Source organism: Acidovorax sp. LjRoot129 (genome assembly GCF_964253765.1).
Lineage (GTDB): Bacteria > Pseudomonadota > Gammaproteobacteria > Burkholderiales > Burkholderiaceae_C > Acidovorax.
Genome location: NZ_CAXUSE020000001.1, coordinates 3,540,034 through 3,563,547, shown reverse-complemented (window position 1 = coordinate 3,563,547; position 23,514 = coordinate 3,540,034). Strand labels below are relative to the sequence as shown.

General features: G+C 65.4%; 20 protein-coding genes. 10 read left to right on the top strand and 10 right to left on the bottom strand.

Annotated features, from left to right (window positions below; all coding sequences use genetic code 11):
* Positions 1–105: 105 nt before the first annotated feature.
* The 6 genes from ACSQ3Q_RS16325 to ACSQ3Q_RS16300 all read right to left on the bottom strand — a co-directional run bounded on the left by ACSQ3Q_RS16325 (position 106) and on the right by ACSQ3Q_RS16300 (position 6,801).
* Positions 106–438, bottom strand: a complete 333-nt coding sequence (locus ACSQ3Q_RS16325; protein WP_436135393.1) for a DUF3325 domain-containing protein — start codon at positions 436–438, stop codon at positions 106–108.
* A gap of 5 nt (positions 439–443) precedes the next feature.
* A complete protein-coding gene (locus ACSQ3Q_RS16320) occupies positions 444–2,240 on the bottom strand; it encodes a PepSY-associated TM helix domain-containing protein (RefSeq protein ID WP_436135392.1) in 1,797 nt (598 codons plus the stop codon).
* A complete protein-coding gene (locus tag ACSQ3Q_RS16315) occupies positions 2,237–2,545 on the bottom strand; it encodes a DUF3649 domain-containing protein (RefSeq protein WP_436135391.1) in 309 nt (102 codons plus the stop codon). Before ACSQ3Q_RS16315 ends, ACSQ3Q_RS16320 begins: the two co-directional genes overlap by 4 nt.
* 464 nt (positions 2,546–3,009) lie before the next feature.
* Positions 3,010–3,486 (bottom strand): bacterioferritin, encoded by a 477-nt coding sequence (gene bfr / locus ACSQ3Q_RS16310; RefSeq protein WP_436135390.1) that lies wholly within the window; start codon positions 3,484–3,486, stop codon positions 3,010–3,012.
* A 191-nt stretch (positions 3,487–3,677) separates the two neighbouring features.
* A complete protein-coding gene (locus ACSQ3Q_RS16305; protein WP_436135389.1) occupies positions 3,678–5,723 on the bottom strand; it encodes a carbohydrate-binding domain-containing protein in 2,046 nt (681 codons plus the stop codon).
* A gap of 274 nt (positions 5,724–5,997) precedes the next feature.
* Positions 5,998–6,801, bottom strand: coding sequence for an FTR1 family protein (locus tag ACSQ3Q_RS16300; protein WP_436135388.1), 804 nt, complete (start codon positions 6,799–6,801; stop codon positions 5,998–6,000).
* 424 nt (positions 6,802–7,225) lie between these two features.
* Here ACSQ3Q_RS16300 and ahpC point away from each other — a divergent pair, with 424 nt between their 5' ends.
* The 3 genes from ahpC to ACSQ3Q_RS16285 all read left to right on the top strand — a co-directional run bounded on the left by ahpC (position 7,226) and on the right by ACSQ3Q_RS16285 (position 11,052).
* Positions 7,226–7,801 carry an alkyl hydroperoxide reductase subunit C gene (gene ahpC / locus ACSQ3Q_RS16295; RefSeq protein WP_436135387.1) on the top strand — a complete coding sequence of 192 codons (576 nt, stop codon included), beginning with the start codon at positions 7,226–7,228 and terminating at the stop codon, positions 7,799–7,801.
* 150 nt (positions 7,802–7,951) lie between these two features.
* Positions 7,952–9,568 (top strand): alkyl hydroperoxide reductase subunit F, encoded by a 1,617-nt coding sequence (gene ahpF / locus ACSQ3Q_RS16290; protein WP_436135386.1) that lies wholly within the window; start codon positions 7,952–7,954, stop codon positions 9,566–9,568.
* Between the two features lie 323 nt (positions 9,569–9,891).
* The gene (locus tag ACSQ3Q_RS16285; RefSeq protein WP_436135385.1) at positions 9,892–11,052 is read left to right on the top strand and encodes a PIN domain-containing protein; all 1,161 of its coding nucleotides are present in this window, start codon (positions 9,892–9,894) and stop codon (positions 11,050–11,052) included.
* A 163-nt stretch (positions 11,053–11,215) separates the two neighbouring features.
* Here ACSQ3Q_RS16285 and ACSQ3Q_RS16280 read toward each other — a convergent pair whose 3' ends face one another.
* Together ACSQ3Q_RS16280 and ACSQ3Q_RS16275 are read right to left on the bottom strand one after the other, a co-directional pair.
* On the bottom strand, positions 11,216–11,593 hold the full coding sequence (locus tag ACSQ3Q_RS16280) for a DUF4288 domain-containing protein (protein ID WP_436135384.1): 378 nt from the start codon (positions 11,591–11,593) through the stop codon (positions 11,216–11,218).
* 102 nt (positions 11,594–11,695) lie between these two features.
* The gene (locus ACSQ3Q_RS16275; protein ID WP_436135383.1) at positions 11,696–12,124 is read right to left on the bottom strand and encodes a GNAT family N-acetyltransferase; all 429 of its coding nucleotides are present in this window, start codon (positions 12,122–12,124) and stop codon (positions 11,696–11,698) included.
* A 157-nt stretch (positions 12,125–12,281) separates the two neighbouring features.
* Between ACSQ3Q_RS16275 and ACSQ3Q_RS16270 the strand changes: the two genes are divergently transcribed.
* From ACSQ3Q_RS16270 to ACSQ3Q_RS16245, 6 genes are all read left to right on the top strand, one after another.
* Positions 12,282–12,686, top strand: coding sequence for a hypothetical protein (locus tag ACSQ3Q_RS16270; RefSeq protein WP_436135382.1), 405 nt, complete (start codon positions 12,282–12,284; stop codon positions 12,684–12,686).
* A gap of 140 nt (positions 12,687–12,826) precedes the next feature.
* Entirely contained in the window at positions 12,827–14,086 is a 1,260-nt protein-coding gene (locus tag ACSQ3Q_RS16265; protein WP_436135381.1) for a TolC family protein, read from the top strand.
* 37 nt (positions 14,087–14,123) lie between these two features.
* Entirely contained in the window at positions 14,124–14,681 is a 558-nt protein-coding gene (locus ACSQ3Q_RS16260) for a hypothetical protein (RefSeq protein ID WP_436135380.1), read from the top strand.
* Complete coding sequence (locus tag ACSQ3Q_RS16255; protein WP_436135379.1) at positions 14,678–15,799, top strand: efflux RND transporter periplasmic adaptor subunit; 1,122 nt, start codon at positions 14,678–14,680, stop codon at positions 15,797–15,799. Before ACSQ3Q_RS16260 ends, ACSQ3Q_RS16255 begins: the two co-directional genes overlap by 4 nt.
* Before the next feature lie 12 nt (positions 15,800–15,811).
* The gene (locus tag ACSQ3Q_RS16250; RefSeq protein WP_436135378.1) at positions 15,812–18,931 is read left to right on the top strand and encodes an efflux RND transporter permease subunit; all 3,120 of its coding nucleotides are present in this window, start codon (positions 15,812–15,814) and stop codon (positions 18,929–18,931) included.
* Between the two features lie 42 nt (positions 18,932–18,973).
* Positions 18,974–19,366, top strand: coding sequence for a hypothetical protein (locus ACSQ3Q_RS16245; RefSeq protein WP_436135377.1), 393 nt, complete (start codon positions 18,974–18,976; stop codon positions 19,364–19,366).
* A gap of 96 nt (positions 19,367–19,462) precedes the next feature.
* Here ACSQ3Q_RS16245 and ACSQ3Q_RS16240 read toward each other — a convergent pair whose 3' ends face one another.
* Positions 19,463–19,684 (bottom strand): hypothetical protein, encoded by a 222-nt coding sequence (locus ACSQ3Q_RS16240; RefSeq protein WP_436135376.1) that lies wholly within the window; start codon positions 19,682–19,684, stop codon positions 19,463–19,465.
* Between the two features lie 375 nt (positions 19,685–20,059).
* The gene (gene ppsR, locus ACSQ3Q_RS16235; protein WP_436135375.1) at positions 20,060–20,881 is read right to left on the bottom strand and encodes a posphoenolpyruvate synthetase regulatory kinase/phosphorylase PpsR; all 822 of its coding nucleotides are present in this window, start codon (positions 20,879–20,881) and stop codon (positions 20,060–20,062) included.
* Between the two features lie 195 nt (positions 20,882–21,076).
* Here ppsR and ppsA point away from each other — a divergent pair, with 195 nt between their 5' ends.
* Positions 21,077–23,467: a phosphoenolpyruvate synthase gene (gene ppsA / locus ACSQ3Q_RS16230; protein WP_436135374.1), complete on the top strand. Its 2,391-nt coding sequence runs from the start codon at positions 21,077–21,079 to the stop codon at positions 23,465–23,467.
* The last annotated feature ends 47 nt before the right edge of the window (positions 23,468–23,514 follow it).

Sequence of the window (23,514 nt, the reverse complement as noted above, 5' to 3'; positions counted from 1 at the left end):
GCCTTGGCGGCCCGCTGGCTGGGGGAGCGGCGTGAGTGAAGAAAGAAGCGGGAGAAAGGGGAAAAGGGACAGGAGCGGCGGCTCAGCGCGGCGAAGTGCAGGCCATCACCACCCCAGCGCCCAGGCCAGCAAGCCCGCCAGCAAAGCAGCTCCGGCCAGCGCCGGGGTGCGCTGCGGGCGCCAGGTGACTGCCGCGGTCACGGCCACTGCAGCCAGCGACAGCGCCACCGTCCAGGCTGTGATGCCCACCGAGGCGGGGACGTTGCCCACTGGCCGCGCCGCCAGCCACAGCGACAGGGCCAGCAGCAGCCATCCGCCGCGGCGCAGCTGCAGCAAGCGGCGCGCGGTGGCCTCCCTGCCCAGCGCGTCTGCGTGGTGGCGGTCCATGCCCAGGGCGATGGCGGCCCAGGCTGCAAAACAAAGCAGAAATGCCGACATGGCGGTCAGGCTCCCGAGGCGGAAACGTCCGGGGCCGGGCCCACCTGGCGCGACACGTGGGCAGCGCCTGCGCTGGCGCGCCGCACGCGGCCCGGGCGCAGCCGCCAGGAGAGCCAGCCAAACACCGCGCCGTTGACCAGGAAGGCCAGGTCCATGCCCGCCCACGCCCATTGCCCCGCAGGCAGCGTGATGCCCAGGTGGGTGTGGGTGGTGACGGCGTTGAGCACCGGCAGTGCGGCCCACACCAGGCCCGCCGCGCCCAGCGGCACCGACCAGCCCATGCGGCTGGGCCGCACCACCGCGCACGCCAGAGCCCACAGCAGCGTGAGGCCCCAGGCGCTGAAGAACCAGGCCAGTTCCACATCGGCCCGGCCGTCGGTGCCCACAGGGATCAGGCGGTTGGAGGCGAGGTACACCCCGCAAGCCAGCGGCAAGCCCGCCAGCGTGGCGATGTTGATGCCCACCACCAGGCGCTCGCCGAAGGGCGCCTTGAACGGTTTGGCATGGGGCTCGGTGGCATCGTTGCTGCCGGGCTGCATTTGCGGTTGCAATGGCGATCTGCCCAGGTGTTTGGCGCCGCGCTTGACCGACCACAACACCATGCCCGTGGCGATCATCAAGCTGCCCAGCACGCCAAATCCGAACAGCGCCCAGCGCAGGCCCACGTCGGCAAACCGCGCCATGTGCAGGCCGTACAGCACGCCGTAGGTCTTGGCGGCAGGGCCGGTGGGGTCGGCCTGGTCGAGCCACTGGCCGGTGGCGGCGTCGAACAAAAGGCGCGGCGGGCGGTATTGCAGGCGGTCGCCTTCGTGGCGCGTGACCTCCACCACCGCGCGGCCCTTGGCATCGCGGCGCGCCTGCACGCTGCCGATGCGCCCGTTGTCCCAGCGCGTGCGCGCTTCGTTCAGGATCGGCTGCAGCGCGATGGCCGGCAGGGGCGCGACCTTGTCGCCCGGGCCGCGGCGCACGCGCTGCTCCGCCTTTTCGCCCTGGAGCTCAGCAAAGTACGCGTTGGAGTCCACGCCTTTCTCGTTTTTGTAGGTGGCTGCGATGCCGGCCGGCATGTACAGCGAGTGGAAGATCATCAGCCCGCTGAAGGTGATCATCAAATAGAACGGCAGCACCAGCACGCCACTCACGTTGTGCGCATCGAGCCAGGCGCGCTGCCCGCCCTTGGTGGGGCGGAAGGTGAAGAAGTCCTTGAAGATGCGGCGGTGCGTGATCACGCCCGTGATGAGCGCGATGAACATCAGCATCGTGGCCACACCCACCACCCAGCGGCCCTCGATGGCCCACCGGCCCTTCTGGGCCGTGCGCAGCTCGAAGTGGAAGCGGTAGAAAAAATCGCCGCCCATGGTCTGGCGCGTGTCGATGGCCTCGCCGGTCTGCGGGTCCATGCGCAGGGTTTCAAAACGGCCGTTGCCGGTGTCGCGCCACAGAATGTTGACGGCGGGGTCGCGTTCGTCGGGCAGGTGCAGGATCCATTGCGTGACATCGGGCACCTTGCGCATCAGCGCATCGATGGATTTTTGTGCGACCTGGAAGGCGGCACCGTCTGCATCGATGGCTGCTTGGGCCGCCTGGTTTGCCGGGGTGGTGGCTGCGCCGAGCATGCTGTGCAACTCGGGCCGCATCCACAGGTTGAATTCGCTGCGAAAGAACGACAGCGTGCCCGTGAGGAAGATCGCAAACAGCAGCCACCCCAGGATCAGCCCGGCCCAGGTGTGCAGCCACGCCATCGCCTGGCGAAAGCCTTCGCGGTCGGCGCCGTTGCGTGCAGCGGTAGTGGTCGTGGTTGTCATTGCGCACCCGCTATCCATTGCGGTGCCATGGCGCACGCGCCCAGCGCCAGTGCCGGCAGCAACGTGCCGCCCCAGGCCCCCCAGGCCGTGCGTGCGTAAAACGCCCAGCCGGCGGCGATGGCATACATCAACCAGGCGAGCATGGTCGCGGTCAGCACGGCCTCGACCCGCGGCATGGATTGCGCCAGCAGCAGCGACAGCGCGGCCGTGAAGCCGGCAGCCAGCGCGTAGCCGCCGCCTGCTGCCGCCAGCGCGCGGGACGCGACGGCGAGCCGATAGCGCCTGTCGACGCGGGCGGCCTTCATGGCTGTGCCGCCGTGCGGCAGCGGCGCAAGGGTCGGAACAAGAACCCCGCAGTGCGGGGGCTGGCGGTGCGGCTCAGCATCAGGGCAAGCTCCAGGCAGGTAGTGCACGTTGGTGTGCAAACGCTGGCTGCAGCGGCGGCAAGGCCCGGGCTGACTGGCTGGCTAAGTATGGATGTGCGGCCTTGAAGGGCGCGCGGTGTGTGCGGCGTGCCTTGGCAGCGCCTTCATTCGGCGACCAGATAGGCCGCCGGTATGGCGCATTCTACTTTTGTTGAGAAGCATTCGCATTAACCGCCGTGCTGCGTCGAGTGCTTTGATGTGCAATTGCAACATCGTGTGACGGGTAGGGGTGCCTCGTGAGGCGTTTGCGGACGGCCTGTGGAGAGTCCGGCACAAAAAAACGGGCCGAGGCCCGTTTTTAATTCTTCTTGGTAGTTTCGTGGAGCGCTCGTGAAACTCTCAGCTCACTCGATCTCGCCCATCTGCGACTGCAGGTAGTTTTGCAGCCCGACCTTGCCAATGAGGTCGATCTGGGTTTCGAGGAAATCGATGTGCTCTTCGGTGTCGTCCAGGATCTTTTGCAGCAGGTCGCGCGAGACATAGTCGCGCACCGTTTCGCAGTGGGCAATGCCTTCCTTGATCGTCGCCTGGGCGCCGAGCTCAGAGCTCAGGTCGCAGGCCAGGATCTCTGGCACGTCTTCGCCGACCTGGAGCTTGGCAAGGTCCTGCAGGTTGGGCAGGCCGTCCAGCGTGAAGATGCGGTCCATGAGCCAGTCGGCATGTTTCATCTCGCCGATGGATTCCGCATATTCTTTCTTGGCCAGCTTGTCGAAGCCCCAATGCTTGAGCATGCGGTAGTGCAGGAAGTATTGGTTGATGGCCGTGAGTTCGTTTTTGAGCTGGGCCTGCAGATGGCCAATAACCTGTGCGTCACCTTTCATGGGGACTCCTTATTGTGTTGATTCGGGCCCGATTGTCGTGACCTCGCTCCACCACCGCAAGCCAAACCCCTGTTGCGTCGCTCTGTCTGCGTGTGATGCTGAGTTGTGTTCGCATCTGGACACCAAAAAAGGGGCTGGCTGCCTCAACGGCAGCCAGCCCCTTTGGATCCGCAGACCGCGGTCGGCGCGGGTCAGGGGAGCAGGATCGCGACTTCCTCCTCGGCCCCTGTAGCGGTGGCTTTGCAGACGGCATACACCGTCTGCGCGCCGGTGCTGCCCAGCGACAGCGACTTGGTGTGCGTGAGGCCGTTGGCGCTGGCGGCAATGTCGTCATACAGCGCGCCGTAGCTGTTGCCCGTGCTCCACGATGCCCGGCAAGCCGCTGCCTGGTTGGTGGTCAGCACGTAGCTGGCGCTGTAGCCGGCGTGGGCGACCGAACCCACGGCGACCGTCAGGGCCTCTGTGGGCGGTGGCGTGCCGGTGCCGGGCAAGCCGGTGGACTTGAGCACGCCTGCCGGGATCTGCACCATGTACGCGTCCACGTCGGTCGCGCTGCCCGTGTCCCAGTTGGAGTTGAACAGCACCTTGGTGAAGTCGCGGTTGACGGACGCGTGCGGCTCCGACCAATACTCATTGGAGGCCACGCGCGTGAACGCCAGGGTGTGGACCTGCGGGTTGGCCTTGAGCTCTACAGCCATCAGCTTGCGGTGGAACCACTGGCGGTTCACGGTGTCGGCGTAGGTGCTCAACAGCACCCAGCCCGGCTTGTTGAAGCCCTTGCCCGACAGGTGCAGCGCCGTGGTCGAGCCGTTCAGGTAGCTGGGCAGCAGGAAGGTGCGCACGCCGGTGCGCAGGTTGACCAGGAAGATGTCGCCTACGCCGGATTGATAGTCCACCGACACATACACATCGTCGCCATTGGCATCGATCGCCAGATCCGAGTGTTCGGACTTGTGCAGCAGCTTCTTGGACTGGCTGAAGTCGCGCGAGTACGCCACGGTGCCGCTGGCATCGTCACCCGAGACCACGCAGTAGTTGCCGCTCGGGCTCATGCTCACGTGGTCGGGGCGCACGCCGTTGGTGTTCTTGGTGCCGACGATGGTGTCGGTGTCGCGGTCCCAGGTGATCACGCCCAGGCTCTTCCAGTTGGCGTCGTCCACCATCAGGCACCAGTAGCGGCCGTCCTTGGACGGTGACCCTTCGGAGCGGGTCCATGCCGCATTGGCGCCGGGCCAGCGGGTTTTCAGGCGCGCAGACAGGTTGGTGACCACGCGCGTGGCACCGGTGGCGGTGTTGAGTTCGTGGATCTGCATGCCCACGCCGTTGGTGGGCAGGTAGTACAGCAGGTCGGGGTTGCTGGCGTGCCACTGTGGCTCGGCATCGGCTGCCAGGTAGGGCAGCACCTTCAGCCGCGCGTGCGTGTGTGCGTCGTACAGATGCCAGTGGCCGTCGAGCGCATAGATCAGGTGGCGGGTGCTGTCTGCGTTGAAGGCTTGGCGGCGCGCGTAGTCGTTGCGCGCGAAGGTCGCCACGCCGTCGGCCGCGTGGTTGGTGGCGCGCGTAAAGCAGGTCCCGTAGTCGGGTTCTGCCAGCACGGTGCCCTTGGCAGGCTTGGCCAGCGTGGCCGCGGTCACCAGGGTGCGTGCGGTGCTCAGCTCAAAGCCGGGGCGCGCTTCGTAAAAGGCCTTGCAACCCGGGCTCAGGGTAGAGGCAATGGCGGTGCTGCCGGGTGCGGTAAAGCGCAGCGCTCCGTTCCACAGCAGCGAGCGCTGCCCGGGGATCACGTCCACGCCATCAAACGCCTTCGCGCCCGTGCCGCGGTCCAGGGTCACGCCCTCGGCGGTGGCAGCCACCGTGGTGCCGTTCACGGTGATCGATTCCACGTACAGGTTGCGGTCTTCGCCATTCGCGTTGAGGTCGTTGGTGAAGACCACGTCCACTTTGTCGCCGCCTGCGATGGCAGGCACGGTGAAGCTGTAGTTCTGGTAGCTGGTCTCGCGCACTTCGGTGTCGGCCACCGCAATGCCGTTGACGCGCAATTGCATCAGGGGGCCGACGTTGGCGAGCAGGCTGGCGCGGGCGCGCACCACCAGGTTCGCGGCCTCGGCCTTGGCGCTGCCGGCCGACAGATCGCCTGCCGCCATCGTTGCCGTGTCGCTGCCTCCGCCCCCGCAGGCGGTCAGGGCCAACGCCGCTGTGCCGCATGCAATCGCATAAGTTAAAGATCTCGTGCTCATGGAAACACCCTCTCGTTCAGTTGATGACATCTGCTGTCACCGCCTTTTGCCTTGTAGTGCAGCTTTTGGGCGGTGACCCAGTAAAAAGCGCAAAGAAGGGGGGTGGGAGCTCATGGCGTTTCAATCCGAAACACTTTGGTGATCTGCGCAGGCGGGGAGGCGCGGGGCGGGGCGCTTGCGACGTGGCTTCCCGCCCACAAAAACAAAAGCCCGGGGCATTGCGGCCCTGGGCTTGGAAGATGTACCGGCCGCAGTCTGGCCGGCTTCTGACGGGCTACAGCGCTTTGGCCGATGGGCCCGGCTGGGCGGACACCGTGCCCGCGTTGTGCTGCCGGTCGCGCCACTGCGCCACGCCCAGCCAGACCGTGGGCACGAGCACCAGCGCCAGCGAGATCGCCTGCGCGATGGTGCCTTCGGCCAGGTCCTCGGTATTGGCATGCCACCAGGCGTTATCGATGCCCGGGACCAGACCGCCTTCGGTGAACTCGTGCAGCGCGTAGATCACGAGTTGCACCGCAAACACCGCCATGAACCACGAGGTGACCTGAAAGAAGCGCGCCAGGTTCACGGCGCGGCCGTAACGGGTCCACGCCCAGGCAATCGCTATCGCCAGGGCCAGGCCCGCCACCCCGCCCCACGCCATGTAGGCCAGCTCGGCGCTGCGGGCCAGGGCGGCCAGCATGGTCGCGGTCTCCACGCCTTCACGGCCGACCATGAACAGGGCGAAGAGGAACACCGCAGCCCAGGCGCGCGGGCCTTCCAGGATGCTGGCGCGATCCATGCGCTGCGCGATGTCCTGGCCCATGCCTTTGCCAGCGCTGCGCATATGCACCACACACCAGGCCACCGCCGCTGCGGCCACCAGGGCCATCACGCCCTCGGCCGCGGGCGACATCGCGCCCACCTGCGAGAGCACCCAGCCCAGCACCACGGACAGCAGCGCGGCCACAACCACGCCCGCGCGCAGCGGCATCAGCAAGTGCAAGCGCCCGGTCTTGCGCAGGTACAAGGTGGCAATGGCCACGACGAGCAGGGCTTCAAGCCCTTCGCGGAAACAGATCAACAGGGTTTGGAACACGGTTGGAGGTCTTTGCTATGAATTTATGAGCTTTTGGCGCTTATGGAATAAGCGCTGGAGGCTGTTTTGACCAATATTTCTGGCTGGGGGAGGGTGGCCCTCCGTCAGCCGGCAGCCTGCGCAATCGACTAGCGAAGCGCAGGTGTCCTGATTATGAATTCAAATGCGAATCAGTTGTATTTGAATGTTTGAGTTGCCGCAAGGGTCAGCAGTCGGTGTGCGCAAAACCCGGCGCGCCGCCGAGAAGTCCAAGAGGTCGGAACCCCTCTGTGCCAGAGGGAGCAACACAGTCTCAAGCCTCGGCAGGCCGCGCCGCCTTATAGTCATAGACAATTGATTCAATTCAATCAATTAATTGGATTCATGGCCCCGATGGGCCTAGACTCCATCCTTGTTCTCACAACCAACCACTAAGGAAACAGCAATGTCCCTGATCAATACGCCAGTTCAGCCCTTCAAGACCACCGCTTTCGTCAACCGCGACGGCAAGGGTGAATTCATCGAAGTGACCGAAGCCAACCTCAAGGGCAAGTGGTCCGTGCTGATCTTCATGCCAGCCGCTTTCACCTTCAACTGCCCCACCGAAATCGAAGACGCTGCCGACAACTACGCCGAGTTCCAGAAGGCTGGCGCCGAGGTCTACATCGTGACCACCGACACCCACTTCTCGCACAAGGTCTGGCACGAAACGTCGGACGCCGTGGGCAAGGCCAAATTCCCTCTGGTCGGCGACCCAACGCACCAACTGACCAACGCTTTCGGCGTGCACATCGCTGAAGAAGGCCTGGCACTGCGCGGCACCTTCGTGATCAACCCCGATGGCGTGATCAAGACCCTGGAAATCCATTCCAACGAGATCGCCCGTGACGTGTCGGAAACCCTGCGCAAGCTCAAGGCGGCCCAGTTCACCGCCGCCAACCCCGGCCAAGTCTGCCCCGCCAAGTGGAAGGAAGGCGCCAAGACCCTGACGCCTTCGTTGGACCTGGTTGGCAAGATCTAATCTTCGGCCCCCAAAGCCGGACAGCGTCATGGCGCCTGTGCGCCATGCCGTCCGGCTTTTTTACGCCCGGAGTTTGACCCGCAGGCTTGATCCGAACCACGCTTGCCATCACGCTCCCCACATACAACTCCAAATTCAAAGGACACCACCATGCTCGACGAACAACTCAAGACCCAACTCGCCGCCTACCTGGAGCGCGTGCAGCAGCCGTTTGAGCTGGTGGCTTCCCTGGACGACAGCGAGACGGCGCGCGACATGCGCGAGCTGCTGACGACCATCCAGGCGCTGCGCAGCGACAAGATCACGCTGCGCACCGATGGCAACGATGCGCGCAAGCCTTCGTTCAGCCTGCAGCGCGTGGGCGCTACCAACTCCTTGCGCTTTGCTGGCCTGCCTCTGGGCCACGAGTTCACCTCGCTGGTGCTGGCCCTGCTGTGGACCGGCGGCCACCCGCCCAAGGTCGAGCAGGACGTGATCGATTCGATCAAGGCGCTGGACGGAGACTTCAACTTCGAGGTCTACATGAGCCTGACCTGCCACAACTGCCCGGACGTGGTGCAGGCGCTGTCGCTCATGGCCATCGTCAACCCCCACATCAAGGCCACCGTGATCGAAGGCGGCGCCTTCCAGCAGGAAGTGACCGACCGCGAGATCATGGCCGTGCCCATGGTGTTCATGAACGGCCAAGTCTTCGGCTCGGGCCGTATGACCATTGAAGAAATCGTGGCCAAGCTCGACACCGGCGCCGCTGCCCGTGATGCCGCCAAGCTGTCGGCCAAGGCACCGTACGACGTGCTCATCGTCGGTGGTGGCCCCGCAGGCGCCGCAGCCGCCGTGTACGCCGCCCGCAAAGGCATCCGCACCGGCATCGCGGCCGAGCGTTTCGGCGGCCAGGTCAACGACACACTGGCCATCGAGAACTACATCTCGGTGCTCGAAACCGACGGCCCCAAGTTCGCCGCCGCGCTTGAAGCCCACACCCGCGCCTACGATGTGGACATCATGAACCTGCAGCGCGCCGACAAGCTGATCCCCGCGGCGCAGCCCGGCGGCCTGATCGGCGTGCAACTGGCCAACGGCGCCACGCTGCAATCGAAGACGGTGATCCTGTCCACCGGCGCGCGCTGGCGCAATGTCAACGTGCCCGGCGAAGCCGAGTACAAGAACAAGGGCGTGGCCTACTGCCCGCACTGCGATGGCCCGCTGTTCAAGGGCAAGCGCACCGCGGTGATCGGCGGCGGCAACTCGGGTGTCGAGGCGGCGATTGATTTGGCCGGCATCGTGGCCCATGTCACGCTGGTGGAGTTTGCCGACCAACTCAAGGCCGACGCCGTGCTGGTCAACAAGCTCAAGAGCCTACCCAACGTGACCATCCACACCAACGCGCAGACCACCGAGATCACCGGCGCCGACGGCAAGGTCAACGGCCTGAAATACAAGGACCGCGTCACCAACGTGGAGCACCTGGTGCCGCTCGAAGGCGTGTTTGTGCAGATCGGCCTGGTGCCCAACACCGAATGGCTCAAGGGCACGGTGGAGCTGTCCAAGTTCGGCGAGGTCATCGTCGACTCGCACGGCCGCACCAACATCCCCGGCGTGTTCGCGGCGGGCGACTGCACCACCGTGCCGTTCAAGCAGATCGTGATCGCGGCGGGTGATGGGTCGAAGGCCGCGCTGAGCGCGTTTGACCACCTCATCCGCATGCCCGTCGTGGCGGCTGCGCCAGCGGGGGCTCTGGCCGCCGAGCCTGTGGCAGAAGTGGCCTGAATTTTAGGTAAAAATGGCCGCTAGCGCTTGATGGTAAAGCGCTAGTAGCTATCAAAAGAAGAGCGACTGGTTGTCTTGTGCAGCCGGTCGCTTTTGTTTGGGGCGAGAGCGTGCCACGGCGTGCGTGGTCGATGGCGGCTCGGGGCCCATTGCCGTCCTTGGCTCCATGGGATTGGGTATCCAAGAGCAGCCGTTCAACCTTTTGGAGCAATCAGCCAACGATCAAGTGGGGTTGAGATCGGCACACACTGTGGGTATCTCCCGAGTTTCGGTTCAATCCGAGCGTAGTGCGCCAACGGGCAACGAATTTTCAAGAGGGAAATATGGCAGTCTTATCAATCGACGAATTAAAGCAATCCGTGGTTGCCGGTCGTGTCGGCGCCATCTCCATTGATACGTCAGTTGTCGAACGTCATCAGTACGGCTTCGAGAGCGGTGTCCTTGCCAAGATGTCTCAGTTCAGCCGTGCCGAGACAAAGCATCTGGCTCTGGACATAGTGCTCCACGAAATGCGTGCGCACCTCACGAAGGAGGCAGACCTTGTCCGTAGCCAAGTAACGAACGCGCTGAAGCCGCTTGGCAATTCATGGGGCATCGACAAGGACAGGCGAGTAGAAGCGCTTCGTATTTTGTTTGGCGCTCAGTCGGGCGACGCAAGAACACAAGAACGCCTGCAGGCATTTCTCGATGACAGCGCGGCCACGGTGGTTACCTGTGCTGAGTTCGTCGGCTTACAGGATGTGCTCTCGCGATTCGTTGAGACAAAGCCACCATTTGGCAACAAGGAGGCTAAGAAGTACGAATTCCCAGATGCCATCGCATTGCTGGCTCTCGAAGGATGGGCTATCAAGAACGACACCACCGTTGTCGCAGTTTCTTCTGATGGGGACTGGAAGCGGTTCTGCTTAGAGTCCGATCACGTCCATTATGTTGACGACCTAGCCCATGCGTTGTCGGTATTTCAGGCGAGTGGGGACGATGCCGCTGCGTTGTTCAAGGCCATGCTGCGCGACGGAAAAATCGAGGACCTTGATGCGATTTTGCTGGATGCTGTCGATACACAGTCAGACAAGATCGACATTGATTTCGAGGCGGCATCCAATTGGTACTACGAAGCCGAGGTAGACAATGTCAAGGTCACATCTGTGACACCGCTTACTGACCAAATCAAAGCCTTTGACGTCGTTGAGTACGAGGACAAAACGCTGGTGCTTCAAACTTCGCTGACGATCGACGTCACAGCGCATTTCAGCGCGAGCTTCCAGCTTTGGGATTCCATCGATCGCGAGTACTCGAGCATGGGCTCAACTACGGTAAGCCAAACGGAGGCCCTCGAGCTGGACCTCATCATCACCGTGCTCTTCGACAATGGAAGCGCGACCATCGACTCAGTCGAATTGCTTCCAGCAAGCACGACGATGGACTTTGGCGAAATAGGGCCTGATTGGTTGAGGCATTCGGGTGATGAAGAGGAACCGGAATAGCGCAGGCTCTGGCGATGAGGCGCAGAGCAGCCGTTTATGAACTGCCGTTCCTGGCCGAATTCTGCCCTACGGCGACGGACGCTAGCGGGCCCTGAGGCGACGTAAAACTTTCTGGAAAGCGGGCCTCCAGTTCACATTCGTCGCCCCTGCTCTAAGTTGGCAGCTACTGCCGAAACGAGCCCTTCGGTCTCACCATCTGTTTGAGATTCTTAAGCTTTCGAGGCGCGCGCTCAGTCCACAAAATTTCCGCCCCATCTTCCAGCTCCTCGTAGATTGGGAGGACATCGGTGATACCTACCAACTTCCATTGAACAGGTACGCCTTGAGTTCCGCCCTTGTATGGTTTCGCATTCTCGCGAGCTACCGTCATGCCCTTTTCATAGGCTTCTTCAAGGGTCGATGCACGTACGAGGATTGTGTTTTCCCACGACAGGAATCGAGCTTCATCATCGTCCTTTCTGTCGTCTTCCAACTCAACGAAGCGCATCAAATACGAGACCACATACCAGCCCACTGGGGAAAGATTTTTGTCGTACGTCATCAAAAACTCTCAAACCTGTAGCCAGTACCAAAGAAAGCGCCACTCGCTCAACCGCAACCCTGAGCGACTGCTCCTGGCCGGCAGCCGAAGTTGTGCCAGCTCTCACCGCGCCAGCGATTTCTTCATGGAGGAGAGGAAGAACCCGGGGGCATAGCCATCGACGCGCGCGTATTCCTCGTACCCGTGCTTCCGGTAGAACGCGGGCGCTTGCCATTCGAAAGTCTCAAGCCTGGCGTTCGCTGCACCTAACTCAATAGCCTGCTGCTCCGCTTCAGCGAGCAGGCGGCTGCCCAGGCCAGAGCCGCGTACGTCGGCTTCGACGAACAGCACATCTATGTTGAGCCAGTAGAGAAACACAAAGCTTCGCAGTCCGCCTAGCAGTCGGCCGTTCCCGTCTCTGGCGTTGAGCCGGATGTACTGCTGCTCGGGATACTCCCCGACGAAGCCATAGATGTAGTGACGCAGTTGGCGGCCAAGTTCGCCGGAGCGAATTTCGTCGGGCGTGGCTGCGGTGATGACGATGTTTTCCATTCTGGAAGAAGCATAACGGAGCCTGCGCTGTGAAGGTCAGCTTCTGGCCGACATCGAAAGGCCGGGCGTCCGGCTTGTGGTGACGGGCCTATGCCCTTGTCCGCTGCGGGCCATGTGAGGGCGCTGGCTGTGCTGTCTGCTTAGAATCCCGCTGCCCATGCGCCGCTTGCTGCTCACATTCCTGTTGGTGTTCCTGCCGCTCCAGAGCATCTGGGCGGCCGCGTCGCCCTATTGCGCGCACGAGGCCGCGCCACAGGCGTCGCACTTTGGTCACCATGCGCATGAGCACCATGCCGGCGCCTCCATGGAGCACGCTGAGTCTTCTGTGTCCCCAGGGGCCGGCGAGGCACTCGACCTGAAGGCCTTAGGCAACACCGGACCAGGTGCCATGGCCGACATCGACTGCCATGCCTGCCACGGTGCCGGCAGCGGCATGGCGTTGAGCACGAATGCCCAGGCCATTGTGGTCACGGTTGCGCGCCCTGTGCACCATGTGACCCAGGCTTGGGTACACCCCCCGCTTTCCCGCCCAGAACGCCCCAACTGGTCCTTCCTCGCCTGAGCGGCGAGGCGGGCTGCGGGTAGCCCCTTTCTGATGATTCCACGCTGCCCTGGCGGGCAGTAGCGGCGCACGCTGGTGCGCCTGGCATCGTGCCTTGCCGATTTCAACCCTGTGGCCGCTGGCCACTGCAGAGGAATCGGATGCAACAAACGAGAAGAACACACACACCTCGGCCATGGATGGTGGCCGTGGCCCTGGGGTGGATGCTGGCCGGCAGTGCCGCGCTGGCCCAGCCCATGGCAGCGCCCGCTGCCCCACCCCTCACGCTCAAGGCCTTATTCGACAGGGCCTGGGAGCGCCAGCCCGAGGCGCAGTCGGCCGCGCTGCGGCGCGAATCGGCGCAGGCTGCGCGCAGTGGCGCATCGTCCTGGACGGCCGAGCCCGCGGCGCTGGAGCTGCAGGCCAAGACCGACCGGCCCGGCAGCAACCAGGGCAGCCGCGAGGTCGAGCTGGGCGTGGCCCTGCCGCTGTGGTTGCCCGGCGAGCGCGCACGCAAGGCTGCGCTGGGCGATGCGGAAATCAAGGCGGTGGAGAGTCGCCGACTGGCCGCGCAGCTGCAACTGGCTGCCACCGTGCGCGAGGCCTGGTGGACCCTGCAGCGTGCGCAGGCGGAACTGGGCTTGGCCCAGGACCGGCTGCTGAATGCCCAGCGCTTGGCGGCCGATGTGGCGCGCCGCTTCAAGGCGGGCGACATGTCGCGTGCCGACCAGACTCAGGCCGACGGTGCAGTGGCCCAAGCTGAAGCCGCGGTGGCGGAGGCCGAGGGTGCGCGGGATATTGCGCAGGCGGCCTTGAGTGCTTGGGGTGGCAGCGTTGAAGTGGGTGCAGAGCCAGAGGCCGAAGCCATGCCCGGTACCGCGCTGCCGGCGGACCACCCGGCCGTGGCCGACTGGCAGGATCAGGCCGAGGTGGCGCGCCGCGCCGCCGATCTGGCCGCCGTGCAAACGCGTGCCAACCCGGAGCTCACGGTGGCCGCCACGCGCGGGCGTGAACAGGCGGGCGAGCGCTACCTGCAAAGCTTCACCGTCGGCGTGCGCGTGCCCCTGGGCGGTGGTGACCGTGCGCGTGCCAAAGAGACGGCGGCCCGAGCCGATGCCCTCGATGCCGAGGTGCGCGCCCGCGTGGAGCAGGACCGCCTGGCCGCCGACGTGGCCGCTGCTACTGCGCGTGTAAAGGCCACCCAGGCCCAGCGCGAGGCCATGTCCCGCCATGCGGCCCTGGCGCGCGACACGCGCGGCTTCATCGACAAGGCCTTCCGCCTGGGCGAGGCCGACTGGCCCACGCGCCTGCGTGTGGAGCTCGAAGCCGTGCAGGCCGAACGCCAGTGGGCACGCGCCCGCATCGATGCCGCCGCCGCCGTCTCCACCCTGCGCCAGGCCCTGGGCCTGCTGCCGCAGTGAGCGCGCTGTTTATCCCCACCTCATTTTTGTGATCACCATGCCATTCCTTTCTCTTCTTTCCACACTGGGCCTGGCTCTGGTGCTGGGCCTCGTTCCGCCGGCAGCCTTGGCCGATGCTGGGCATGACCACGGCGAAGCTCCCGCCGCCGCGGCCGGCCCTGCCATTCCGCGCTTTGCCGCCACCTCCGACCTGTTCGAGCTGGTCGGTGTGCTCGACGGGCAAAAGCTGGCGCTCTACCTCGACCATGCGGGCGACAACAGCCCGGTAAAGGAGGCGCAGCTCGAGCTCGACATTGCCGGCGCACGCGTGCCCGTCACCCGCGTGGCGGACGGCGAGTTCCAGGCCGCGCTGGCCGCACCACTGGCCGAGGGCGTGAGCCCCGTCACCGCCACCGTGGTGGCCGGCAAAGACACCGACCTGCTGGCCGGCGAGATCGACATCCATGCCGCAGCGCATGCCCATGCCGAGCCCACGGGCCGGCGCAATGCGCTGGTCGCAGGCGCCGTGGCTGCCGTGCTGCTGGCCCTGGCCGCGGTATGGCGCCTGCGGCGTGGCCGCACCGCGCGCACTCAGCGCTTGGGAGGTGCAGCATGAAGCGGTTGACCTCTCTGCATTCCATGACGGCGCTGTTGATGGCCGCGGCGCTGTGCGCCCCGGCGGTGGCACACGCTGGCGAAGGCCACGACCATGGCGACGCCCCACCGGCTGCCGAAGGCAATGGCCCCAAGCGACAGCCCGATGGCAGCGTGTTTTTGCCCAAGCCCGCGCAGCGCCAGCTGGGCGTGCGCACCCTGGTGGCCGCCGAAGGCCAGCACCCCAAGGCCTTCGAGCTGGCGGGCACGGTGGTGATGGACCCCAATGCCGGCGGCAAGGTGCAGGCCGCGCTGGCCGGGCGCCTAGAAGCGGGCCCCAAGGGCCTGCCTGGCGTGGGCCAGGCGGTGCGAAAGGGCGAGGTGCTGGCCTATGTGGTGCCCACGGCGGGCGCCATCGAGCGCTCTAACCAGGTGGCCCAGCAGGCCGAGCTGCGCGCGGCGCGCGACCTGGCTGCACGGCGCGTGGCGCGGCTGAAAGAGCTAGCAGATACCGTGCCGCGCAAGGACATCGAGGCCGCCGAGAGCGAGCTGCAGAGTTTTACCCAGCGCCTGGGCGCGGTGGGTGCCGGCCTAGCAACGCGCGATGCGCTGGTGGCGCCCGTGTCGGGCGTGATCGCCTCGGCCAACGCCGTGGCAGGACAGGTGGTGGATGCGCGCGAACTGCTGTTCGAGGTGGTGGACCCCGCGCGCCTGCGCATCGAGGCCTTGGCTTACGACACGGCGCAAGCGCACAGCGTCGCCGGTGCCGCGCTGGCCGTGGGCGGGCAACGTGTGCCGCTGCGCTTCCTCGGAGCGGCGCGCAGCTTGCGCGAGCAGGCGTTGCCGATGCAGTTCGCCGGTGACTCGGCCGTGCTCGGCACTCTGGCCCTGGGCCAGCCCGTGCGCGTGTTCGTGCAGTCCACCGAGCAGGCAGCCGGTGTGCAGGTGCCCGTGGCCTCGCTGCTGCGCAACCCCGCGAACCAGACCATCGTCTGGGTCAAGGAGTCGCCCGAGCGCTTTGTGCCGCGCGTGGTCACCTACGTGCCGCTGGACGGCACCTCGGTGGCCGTGACCTCGGGCCTCAAGGCCGGGGACCGCGTGGCCACGCAGGGCGCCACGCTGATCAACCAAGTCCGCTGAAGGGAGTACCGCATGTTCAAGTGGCTACTCGAAAACAGCCTGGCCAACCGGCTGCTGGTGCTCATCGCCGCCGGCGTGCTCATGGCCTATGGCGCCTTCACGCTCTCGCGCACGCCGGTGGACGTGTTCCCCGACCTCAACAAACCCACCGTCACGCTGATGACCGAGGCCGGCGGCATGGCCGCCGAGGAGGTGGAGCAGCTCATCACCTTTCCGCTGGAAACCACGATGAACGGGCTGCCCGGCGTGGAGAGCGTGCGCTCCACCTCCAGCGCGGGCCTGTCGTTCATCTACGTCACCTTCGACTGGAGCACCGACATCTTCCGCGCGCGGCAGATGGTGTCCGAGCGCCTGTCGTCCATGGAGGAGGGGTTGCCCGTGGGCGTGACGCCGCGCATGGGCCCCATCAGCTCCATCATGGGCGAGATCATGCAGGTGGCGATCCCCATCGACGTGCAGCGCACCACGCCCATGGCCGTGCGCGAGTACGCCGACTGGGTGCTGCGCCCGCGCCTGCTGGCGATTGCCGGCGTGGCCCAGGTGATCCCCATCGGCGGCGAGGTACGCCAGTTTCAGGTGCAGCCCAACACGGCGCGCATGGCCGAGCTGGGCATCACGCACGACCAGCTCACCGGGGCGCTCAAGGGCTTCTCGGCCAATACGTCGGGGGGCTTTCTGGAGCTCAACGGGCGCGAGTACCTGATACGCCACCTGGGCCGCACATCGCGCCTGGAAGACCTGCAGAACCTGGCGCTCACTGCGAAGAATGGCCAACCGGTGCTGCTGCGCCAGGTGGCCGAGGTGACCTTTGCTGCCGCCCTCAAGCGCGGGGACGCGGGCTTCGAAGGCAAGCCGGCCGTGATCCTCGGTATCCAGAAGCAGCCTACGGCCGACACCATCGCGCTCACGCGCAGCATCGAGTCGGCGCTGGGTGATTTGAAGAAGTCGCTGCCCGAAGGCATGGCGGCGCCGCGCGTCACCTTCCGCCAGGCCAGCTTCATCGAGGCCTCGGTCACTACGCTGCAGGGCAAGCTCATGGGCGCCTCGGTGTTCGTGGCGGTGATTTTGTTCGTGTTCCTGGGCACGCTGCGGCCTACGGTGATCGCACTCACGGCCATCCCGGTATCGATCTTCATCACCGCGCTGGTGTTCAAGTACTTCGGCCTGTCGATCAACACCATGACGCTGGGCGGCCTGGCGATTGCCATCGGCGGCCTGGTGGACGATGCCGTGGTGGACGTGGAGAACGTGCTGCGGCGCCTGAAGATGGACCGCTCGAAGCACCCGAACCACCGGCTGCACCCGCTGGAGGTGGTCAAGCTGGCGTCGATGGAGGTGCGCTCGGGCATCCTCTATGCCACGGCCATCATCGTGCTGGTGTTTCTGCCGCTGTTTGCGCTGCCGGGCATCGAGGGGCGGCTGTTCGTGCCACTGGGCATCGCCTTTATCGTCTCCACCGTGGCGTCGCTGCTGGTGTCGGTCACGGTCACGCCGGTGCTGGCGTTCTACCTGCTGCCGCGCATGAAGAACCTGGACCACGGCGACACGCGCGTGGTGGCCTGGCTCAAGGCGCGCTACCGCAGCGGGCTCCTGGGTGTGCTGGCGCGGCCGCGCATCGCCATGGCCGTGAGCGCAGTGGCTGTGGTGCTCTCGGTGGCGGCGGTGCCGTTCTTTCCGACCACCTTTCTGCCGCCGTTCAACGAGGGCACGCTGCTCATCGGCATGCGCCTGAACCCGGGCGTGACGCTGGCGGAGTCCACCGCCCTGGCCAGCCAGGCCGAGGTGCTGGTGCGCCAGGTGCCCGAGGTCACGCACGTGGGCCGGCGCAGCGGCCGGGCCGAGCTGGACGAGCATGCCGAGGGCGTACACGTGAGCGAGCTCGACGTGGGCCTGCTGCCTGCGGCCGAGCTGAAGCGCAGCATGGCCGAGGTGCAGGCCGACATCCGCAGCCGGCTCGCGCAGATGCCGGCAGCCATCGCCATCGGCCAGCCGATCTCACACCGCATCGACCACATGCTGTCGGGCGTGCGCTCGCAGATCGCGATCAAGCTCTTTGGCGAAGACCTCGACACCCTGCGCGGACAGGCCGATGCGCTGCGCGCACGCCTGGCCACCATCGACGGCCTGGCCGACCTGGAGGTGGAAAAGCAGGTGCTGGCACCGCAGATCACCGTGCGCGTGGACCACGCGGCAGCCGCGCAGTACGGCGTGCCGGCCGCGCAGGTGCTGGCCACGCTGCAGGGCCTGGTGGAGGGCGAAAAGGTCACGCAGATCGTCGAGGGCAGCCGGCGCTTTGCGCTGGTGGTTCGCCTGCCCGAGAGCGCGCGCTCACTCGAAGGCCTGGCGCAGATCATGATCGAGACCCCGCGCGGGCGGGTGCCGCTGTCGCGCCTGGCCAGCATCGAGGACGGCGACGGCCCCAACCAGATCAGCCGCGACGACGGCAGGCGCCGCATCGTTCTGTCTGCCAACGCGCAGGGCCGGGCGCTGTCCGACGTGGTGGCCGACATCCGCAAGGTGGTGGGCGAGACGCGCCTGCCGGATGGCTACTTCATCACCCTGGGCGGCCAGTTCCAGGCGCAGGAGGAGGCCAGCCGCCTGGTGGGCATGCTGGCCATCGTCTCGCTGGTGCTGATGTTCGTGGTGCTGTACACGCGCTACCGCTCGGCCACGCTGTCGGTGCTGATCATGGCCAACATCCCGCTGGCGCTGGTGGGGGCCGTGCTGGGGCTGTGGATATCGGGGCAACCGCTGTCGGTGGCGGCGCTGATCGGCTTCATCACGCTGGCGGGCATCTCGGTGCGCAACGGCATTTTGAAGGTGAGCCACTACCTGAACCTGATGCGCGTGGAGGGCGAGAACTTCGACCACGCCATGATCGTGCGCGGCTCGCTCGAACGCCTCTCTCCCGTGCTCATGACGGCCCTGGTTACCGCCTTCGCGCTGGCCCCGCTGCTGCTGGAGGCCGAGCGCCCCGGCACCGAGATATTGCACCCGGTGGCGGTGGTGATCTTCTCGGGCCTGATCAGCTCGACCCTACTCGACACCTTCCTCACCCCGGCTCTGTTCTGGCTGTTCGGCCGCCGCGATGCCGAGCGGCTACTGGACGACAAGAACGCCGAGGCGTTCTGATCTTTCTCTCTCCCGTTCCCTCAACCCTTTGAAAGGACCTCCATGACAACCACCAAGTACCTCCTGGCCACGCTGGCTCTGGCCCTCTCTGGCGCAGCCTTCGCCGCCGGCGACCACACCCATGGCGACGACCACAAGCCGCAGCACGGCGGCATCGTGGCCGGCACCCACGACATGGACTACGAACTGGTGGCGCGGCCCGACGTGATCACCCTGCACCTGCGCGACCACGGCAAGCCGGCCAGTTCCCAGGGCGTGAGCGCCAAGCTGACCTTGCTCAACGGCACCGAAAAATCCGAAGCGGTGTTGGTCCCGGCTGGTGAGGGCAAGCTCGAAGCCAATGGCACGTTCAAGGTGGCGGCGGGCACCAAGGTGGTGGCGTTGGTGACGCTGCCGGGCAAGAAGCCGGCGAATGTGCGGTTTGCGGTGAAGTAACCAACTGCCTAAGAGAAGATCGCCCGCAGCCAGCGGCGCGGCGCCTGCCTTGCGCGCCGCTGGCTGGCGTGGGTGCGTTTCGCCGTCAACGGCGGCCTATTTCCACTGGCGTCCGTTGCCTGCCGAGCATCCATACGGCGGCGTCGCCCGGGCAAAGCGTTCCTGCAGCTTTGCGCAGCCCCACCGGTTGATGGGGCCGGGCGCGCGGGAGTTCAGCTCGATCCCTACTTCGTCGTAGGGCGAGCTGGCATTGCTCACGTAGTCATACCAACGCTTGCCAACATACAGGGTCACCACGAGGGTGGCTACGAACACCATCAGGACAACTTTAAGGACGGGAGATTTTTGCAAGAGGGGCTCCGGGGGAGTGGGTGATGGACGGTGTCCAGATAAAGGTGAAAAGGCGGGTGGATTTTGCGGTGCGAGAGGGAGGTCGGGCTCGTGGCCCGAACCGGAACAAAGCCATCTGTCCGCGCCGCGCAGTGGCCGCATCATGAAGCAGTTGGTAGACCCGCGAGGCTGTGCGAGTGCACCCGCACATCCCCTAGCCCCTCGGGGAGGGGCGACCGGCACAGTGTCGATTGCTCACTTATTAATAGCTGTTAGCGCTTATGGAATAAGCGCTAGGGCCCATTTTGATCAATATTTTGGCTGCTCGGCGCTCTCGCGGCAGGCGGCCACCCTCGGGTGTCGTCAGTACACCAGGCGTTCCGGCCGAATCTCCTGCAGGATCGTCGTCGCGATCTCTTCGATCGACTTGGTGGTGGTAGACAGCCAACGGATGCCCGATCGCCTCATCATCGCCTCGGCCTCGGCCACCTCGTGGCGGCAGTTCACCAGACTGGCGTACTTGGAATCGGGGCGGCGTTCGTTGCGGATCTCGGACAGGCGCTCGGGCTGGATGGTCAGCCCGAAGATCTTGGCGCGGTGCGGCACCAGTGCGGGCGGCAGCTGGCGGCGCTCGAAGTCTTCGGGGATCAGCGGGTAGTTGGCGGCTTTGAGGCCGCACTGCATGGCCAGGTACAGGCTGGTGGGGGTCTTGCCGCTGCGGCTCACTCCTACCAGGATCACGTCGGCACCGGCCAGGTCGCGGTTGCTCTGGCCGTCGTCGTGCGCCAGGCTGAAGTTGATGGCCTCGATGCGGTCGGTGTATTCCTTGCTGCGGCTCACGTCACTGAAGCGGCCCACACGGTGGTGTGACTTGATGCCCAGCTCTTCCTCCAGCGGGTGCACGAAGGTGCCGAACATGTCGAGCAGCATGCCCTTGCAGCCTTCCTGGATGACCTTGAGGACCTCCATGTTCACCAGCGTGGTGAAAACGATGGGCTTCTTGCCTTCCATCTCGGCCGTATGGTTGATCTGGCGGACCGTCTGGTGGGCCTTGTCCACGCTGTCGATGAAGGGCAGGCGCACGTGGCGCGGCTTCATCTCGAACTGGGCCAGGATGGCATTGCCGAACGTCTCGGCCGTGATGCCGGTGCCGTCAGAGACAAAAAATACGGTGCGCGTGTGCATGGAGGGGGAGCCTTTCAGAGCGTCAGCCTGCCGCCAGTGCCGCAGGCCTACAATTGTCACAATTATCCAAATTCTCACCATGCACTTCGTCGGCCTACAACCACAACGACAAAGCCGCCCGCCGTGCATGGCCGCTCGCCCATCGCTCCAAGGGGGCGGGCGCGCAGACCCGGTTTCAACTTCTGGAGCTTTCCCATGTCTGCACTTTTCAGCCCGACCGCCCTGGTCGTACCGTTTGAAAACCTGAGAATGACCGATGTCGAGTCGGTAGGCGGTAAAAACGCCTCCCTCGGCGAGATGATCTCCCAACTGCCCCAGGGCGTGCGGGTGCCCACGGGCTTTGCCACCACGGCGCACGCGTTTCGCCAGTTCCTGGCCCACGACGGCCTGGCCGACAAGATCAGCGCCAAGCTCAAGAGCCTGGACACCGAAGACGTGCGCGCCCTGGCCACGGTGGGTGCCGAAATCCGCGCCATGGTCGAGGCCCAGCCCTTCCCGGCCGACCTGCAAGCCGCCATTGCCGAGGCCTTTGCCACGCTGAGCGCCGGCAACCCCGCCGCATCGTTCGCCGTGCGCTCGTCCGCCACGGCCGAAGACCTGCCCGACGCATCGTTTGCGGGCCAGCAGGAGACCTTCCTGAACGTGGTGGGCATCGACGACGTGCTGCACAAGATGAAGGAAGTGTTCGCGTCGCTGTACAACGACCGCGCCATCTCGTACCGCGTGCACAAGGGCTTCGAGCACGACGTGGTGGCCCTGTCCGCCGGTGTGCAGCGCATGGTGCGCTCCGACCTGGGCGCGGCCGGCGTGATGTTCACCATCGACACCGAATCGGGCTTTGAAGAAGTCGTGTTCATCACCAGCAGCTATGGCCTGGGCGAGACGGTGGTGCAAGGGGCCGTGAACCCTGACGAGTTCTACGTGCACAAGCCCATGCTCAAGGCCGGCAAGAAGGCCGTGATCCGCCGCAACCTGGGCAGCAAGCTGCTGCAGATGGTGTTCTCGACCCCCGAAGAAAAAGCCGCTTCGGGCAAGCTGGTCAAGACCATCGACGTGGCCACCGAGCAGCGCAACCGCTATTCGCTGAGCGACGCCGACGTGCAGCAGCTGGCGCACTATGCGCTGGTGATCGAGCAGCACTATGGCCGCCCGATGGACATCGAATGGGGCAAGGACGGCACCGACGGCCTGCTCTACATCCTGCAGGCCCGCCCCGAGACGGTGAAAAGCCAGTCCAAGGGCCAGGCCGAGATGCGCTACAAGCTCAAGGGCTCGGGCACCGTGCTGGCCGAAGGCCGCGCCATTGGCCAGAAGATCGGCACCGGCCCCGTGCGCCTGGTGCACAACATTTCCGAGATGGACAAGGTGCAGCCCGGCGACGTGCTGGTGACCGACATGACCGACCCCAACTGGGAGCCGGTGATGAAGCGCGCCAGCGCCATCGTCACCAACCGCGGCGGGCGCACCTGCCACGCCGCCATCATCGCGCGCGAGCTGGGCATCCCGGCCGTGGTGGGCTGCGGTGATGCCACCGAGCTGCTCAAAGACGGCACCCTGGTCACGGTGAGCTGCGCCGAGGGCGACACCGGCCACATCTACGACGGCCTGCTCGAGACTGAGGTCACCGAGGTGCAGCGCGGCGAGATGCCCGCCATCAAGACCAAGATCATGATGAACGTGGGCAACCCCCAGCTGGCCTTCGACTTCTGCCAGCTGCCCAACGAAGGCGTGGGCCTGGCGCGGCTCGAGTTCATCATCAACAACAACATCGGCGTGCACCCCAAGGCCATCCTGGACTACCCACAGATCGACGCCGACCTGAAGAAGGCCGTGGAATCGGTGGCCCGCGGCCATGCCAGCCCGCGTGCCTTCTACGTGGACAAGGTCGCCGAAGGCGTGGCCACCATCGCCGCCGCGTTCTACCCCAAGCCCGTGATCGTGCGCCTGTCGGACTTCAAGTCCAACGAGTACCGCAAGCTGATTGGCGGCAGCCGCTACGAGCCCGAGGAAGAAAACCCGATGCTGGGCTTTCGCGGTGCGGCGCGCTACATCAGCGAAGACTTCGGCGAAGCCTTTGCGATGGAGTGCGAGGCCTTGAAGCGCGTGCGCAATGACATGGGCCTGACCAACGTGCAGGTGATGGTGCCCTTTGTGCGCACGCTGGGCCAGGCCGAGCGCGTGACCAAACTGCTGGCCACCCACGGCCTGCAACGCGGCAAGGACGACCTCAAGGTCATCATGATGTGCGAGGTGCCGAGCAACGCCATCCTGGCCGAGCGCTTCCTGGAGTTCTTCGACGGCTTCTCCATCGGCTCCAACGACCTGACCCAGCTCACCCTGGGCCTGGACCGCGATTCGGGCCTGGAGCTGCTGGCGCAGGACTTCGACGAGCGCGACCCTGCGGTGCTGGCGCTGGTGGAGAAGGCCATCAAGGCCTGCCTGGCCGAGGGCAAGTACATCGGCATCTGCGGCCAGGGCCCCAGCGACCACCCCGACTTTGCGCAGTGGCTGGCCAAGGAAGGCATTTCGTCGATCTCGCTCAATCCTGACAGCGTGATCGCCACCTGGCAGCAACTGGCGGGCTGACCGCCGGGGCTGTGATGCGCGCTACGCACCCCCCGACTCCGGGTTCG